Source organism: Caballeronia sp., assembly GCF_049581465.1.
Taxonomy (GTDB): Bacteria; Pseudomonadota; Gammaproteobacteria; order Burkholderiales; family Burkholderiaceae; genus Caballeronia.
In genome coordinates this window covers 1-4,175 of sequence record NZ_JBAUSA010000953.1, presented here as the reverse complement: position 1 = coordinate 4,175, position 4,175 = coordinate 1, and the positions used below count along the sequence as shown (strand labels likewise).

Below are 4,175 nucleotides of genomic sequence, written 5' to 3'. Positions count from 1 at the left end.
CGCTTATGTTTGTGGCAGCACCCGCGTGTCCTTAGCGTCCTGACGACGTCTTTTTGCGCATCACTAGTACCGCGCGCCGGCCGCCATGCACAATGTCGTCGCGATGTCGTTCTTCGTGCACACCAGCCGGTGCAGACAGCGGCAAATGCGCCGCCAAATTCGCGACCGGTCCGATAGCGGCCGGCGTTGCGCTGACCGCGGTATCGACCGGCGTGTCGGAGGCCGACGCATGCCGGACATCGACGGTGCGGCATCGCACGCCGTACCCCACTGAGCGGATGAGCGCCTCACGCGTCTTCCAGAAGGCTTCGGCCGAGCGCGTCATGGGCCGCATGGCCACGTATTCAAAAACCACCGGATAGCCACGCACGACGGGATACGCCGTGAGCAACTGACCAGAGCGGACGTACTGCGTGTAACGATCGATCTTCTTTGTTAATAGCGCAAAGTGCGTCGCTTCGTCATCCCAGTCCAGTTCGTCGAAAATGCCGACATACACTCGCTTGAACAAATTGTTCACACCGACGTAGTCGATTGAATCCACGTCGAGAAGAGACATGGTGTTTCCCCAGCGCCCGATGCCGGGCAAAGATTGAAGGCGCGTATTGTAATGGACTGCGGCATCCTAAATATGTACGCGGGGCGTGATTGCAACAGTGTACGACCATCGGACGCGGCGGCAGTCCTCAAACGGTGAAATAGACCGTTTTAATAAGAAGCTAAATGTTGTGTATTTAAAATAGGAGGATGCCTAAAAATCCTCAGAATTTATTGACAGGGCTCATCTCGAAAAACAAACTCGGTTCACGTTTTTTGAAGTGCTTATGCGACTGGCGCGGACGACGTATAAGCAGACCCTAATTTGTCCGGCAGGAGCAACACCATGAAATCCACCTCAACGAAATATCTCAAGCAGGCTTTGATCGCGGCAGCCTCGACGATCGCGGTCTCCAGCGCGTTTGCAACAACCATCCTCGGCACGACGTCGGTGCAAGTAGGCGGCAAGGTCCAGTCCGTGGACATGAGTACGCGAGCGGTCACCGTCGTCAATGCGCAGGGCGACAGCGAAGCGTTCCAGGTAGGCACCGACGTGCCGAATCTCGACAAGTTGAAGGCAGGCACGAAAGTGACCGGCACGGCTGTGCGTGGCATTCGCATGACCGTGCTCGACTCGTCGACGCTCGCGGCCGTGCCATCGGCGTCGGGCGACCAGACGGTGGCTAGCGTGACGCGTGTCGACGCTCAGCGTGGCTTGATAAGCCTCAAGGACACGCAAGGCGCCGAGATAACCGTGCAGGCAAAATCACCGGCTGGGATTGCCTCAGTGGTTCCGGGTACGCGTGTTTTGGTCGACGTGACAAGTGTTCAATGACCAGGCTCCGGCTCAGGCGATCCGTTAAATTCACCACGGCGAGCTATCGGATTCCTCCGATGGCCGGTCTTCGCCAAGCTCTGCAAAATGTTTATCTCGTCGTGATCCGGATCCCCGCTGGAAAGCGAACGGGCTAGTTGGCTGGTTTAAACCTGTCGGCTGGGCTTCCTCGGAAGCGCAACGGTGCCGGCTTCAAGGTACCTCCGCGATCAGGCTTCGTTGCAAACAAAAGTCCATTCGGCGCAAGCCGGATGGACTTTTTCAATTTCGGCGGCGCAGGGATGCGCTTTATGAAATGAGCGCACGCCCTTATTTTGGGATGGTTGCACCAAGTGACTCCATTTGTGGGCGCTCATGAACCGAAAGGCGGCGCGGCGCCGGCCGGTCCTCACGGTGCGAGTCCCTAGCGCACAGGGCTTTCAACGCGAATGCAGTTCACATGACTTTGGGCACGGGTCGTGCTTTACGGGTTCAATCTTGTATTCAAGATTGAACCCGTGAAATCGTCCCCATTCCACGCTGTGCCAATCACTGTTCGCGCGCTCCTCGAACAATACGCAAACGGGTCGTTGACGCCATCGCGTGCGATTGCCGATGTCCTTGAGCGACTTGATGCAGTCGATCGGGCGGAGGTCTGGACCCTGCGCATTTGCGCTGCGGATCTTCTCGCCCGGGCGCGCGAGATGGACGTTTTACTTGGCACCCACGGTCGCGCAATCATCGAGCGCATGCCGCTGTTCGGCGTTCCCTTTGCAGTCAAGGACAACATTGACGTCGCAGGCTTGCCTTGGTCACGCGGATGCTCGCGACATCACTGCGTTCGGCGGGTGGCTTGCTTATATTGAGACCCATTCGAAGTTAAAGCCGATCAATGAGCCGATCAATAAGAAATAGTTAGATAACCTACCTAAAGGAAACGGACCATCATGACCAACCGCCGCGTCTTCCTAAAGAGCGCCAGCGCCCTCGCGCTCGGCAGCGTACTGCCGTTCGAATCCGTGTTCGCGGCGGCCAAGCTGACGGCTGGTGTGATCTACGTCGGGGCACGTGGTGACTATGGCTACAACCAGGCCCAGGCGCAAGCGGCGGGTGTGATCAAAAAGCTGCCGAACGTAAAGGTGGTTGAAGAGGAGAACGTGCCGGAAACCATCGCGGTTCAGAAGTCGATGGAAGCGATGATCGAGCAGGATGGCGCGACGTTGATTTTCGCGACATCGTTTGGATACTTCGATCCACACGTACTCAAGATGGCCGCGAAGTATCCCAACGTCCGCTTTGCGCATTGCGGCGGACTGTGGAAGCAGGGGAACCCGTCGAACATTACAAGCTACTTTGGTTATATCGATGAATGCCAGTACTTGAATGGCGTAGTGGCGGGCCATGCCAGCAAGAGCAAGAAGCTCGGCTTTGTCGCGGCCAAGCCGATTCCGCAGGTCCTGCGCAACATTAACTCGTTCACGCTCGGGGCGCAGTCAGTGGATCCTTCCATCACCACGCATGTGATATTCACCGGCGATTGGTCGATGCCCGTCAAGGAAGCCGAAGCGGCGAACAGTCTAGTCGATCAGGGCTGCGATGTATTGACGTGTCACGTCGACGGACCGAAGGTCGTGATCGAAACCGCCGAGAAACGCGGCGCGATGAGTTGTGGCTATCACGCGAGCCAGGCGGCCCTCGCGCCGAAGGGATATCTCACGGGCGCGGAATGGGACTGGGCGACGCCTTACACATTGCTCGTCGACGATGTCCAGTCAGGCAAGACGCCACCCAACGTGCTGCGCGGCGGCTTGAAGGAGGGCTTCGTGAAGATGTCACCGTATGGAGCCAAGGTGACGCCCGAAGCGAAGAAGGACGCTGACGCGGCGAAGGCAAAGATGGTGGCCGGCGACTTCATGATTTTCAAGGGGCCGATCAAGGACAACAAGGGCGCCGACGTCATTGCGACTGGCACAAGTCATCCGCAAACCGACATCGTGCTCGAGAGCATGAACTATCTCGTTGCCGGCGTCGTGGGACAGATCTGATCGAGGCCGATTCCTGGACGGTTGTTTGTTTGTGTCTTGTCACTCGCCGACGAAGGAGCCGCAATGCCGTCCAATGCCAGTCCTGTCCTGAGCCCCGGCATTGCCCGAGTCATGCTTGGGCTGCTGCCTGCACTGCCAACTGTCTGCGCGCTCGGCGGCACGGTCCTGTTGTTTCTATTATTTTTGCTGATCCAGGGTCAACCGGCACTCGATGCCATCGGCTTGATCATTGAAGGCGCATTCGGCTCGTCGTTCGCGTGGCAAAGCACCTTGTTGCGCGCGTCACCGTTGATGTTCACCGCGCTCTGCGTGGCGTTGCCGGCGCAAGTCGGCCTGATCGTGATCGGGGGTGAAGGCGCGCTTGCGCTGGGTGGCCTTGCGGCGGCCGTGGTGCCGCAGATATTGCCGCACGGCACGCCTTGGCTTATCGCCACGCCGTTGATGGCTTTTGCGGGAATGCTTGCCGGAGGCCTGTGGATCGGCGCGGTCGGCGCATTGCGCCAATGGCGCGGTGTGAACGAGACAATCAGCAGCCTGTTGATGTCGTATATCGGCATTGCGCTTTTCAAGCATCTGGTTGAAGGCCCGCTGCGCGATCCGGCAAGCCTGAACAAGCCTTCCACGTTGCCCGTGCCGGATGGGCTGATGATTGGGCAAATGCCGGGCTTTGAAGTTCACTGGGGTTTGTTCTGGGGCGTGGTCGCATGCATTGCGGCGTGGGTGTTCGTCAAGCACAGCACCCGCGGTTTCGCGATGCGTGTGGCGGGCGGGAGCAACCG

Annotated in this window: 5 protein-coding genes; 4 read left to right on the top strand and 1 reads right to left on the bottom strand. The window is 58.5% G+C overall.

What is annotated here, in order from left to right:
• Positions 1-31: 31 nt before the first annotated feature.
• On the bottom strand, positions 32-559 hold the full coding sequence (locus WCA53_RS23355; protein ID WP_423916048.1) for a DUF6572 domain-containing protein: 528 nt from the start codon (positions 557-559) through the stop codon (positions 32-34).
• 324 nt (positions 560-883) lie between these two features.
• Here WCA53_RS23355 and WCA53_RS23350 point away from each other — a divergent pair, with 324 nt between their 5' ends.
• The 4 genes from WCA53_RS23350 to WCA53_RS23335 form a co-directional block, all read left to right on the top strand.
• Positions 884-1,372, top strand: coding sequence for a hypothetical protein (locus WCA53_RS23350; RefSeq protein ID WP_423916046.1), 489 nt, complete (start codon positions 884-886; stop codon positions 1,370-1,372).
• Between the two features lie 497 nt (positions 1,373-1,869).
• Positions 1,870-2,217, top strand: coding sequence for an amidase family protein (locus tag WCA53_RS23345; RefSeq protein WP_423916043.1), 348 nt, complete (start codon positions 1,870-1,872; stop codon positions 2,215-2,217).
• Positions 2,218-2,298: 81 nt separating this feature from the next.
• On the top strand, positions 2,299-3,396 hold the full coding sequence (locus tag WCA53_RS23340) for a BMP family ABC transporter substrate-binding protein (protein ID WP_423916040.1): 1,098 nt from the start codon (positions 2,299-2,301) through the stop codon (positions 3,394-3,396).
• Between the two features lie 63 nt (positions 3,397-3,459).
• On the top strand, positions 3,460-4,175 hold a 716-nt coding region (locus WCA53_RS23335; protein ID WP_423916038.1), incomplete at its 3' end, for an ABC transporter permease.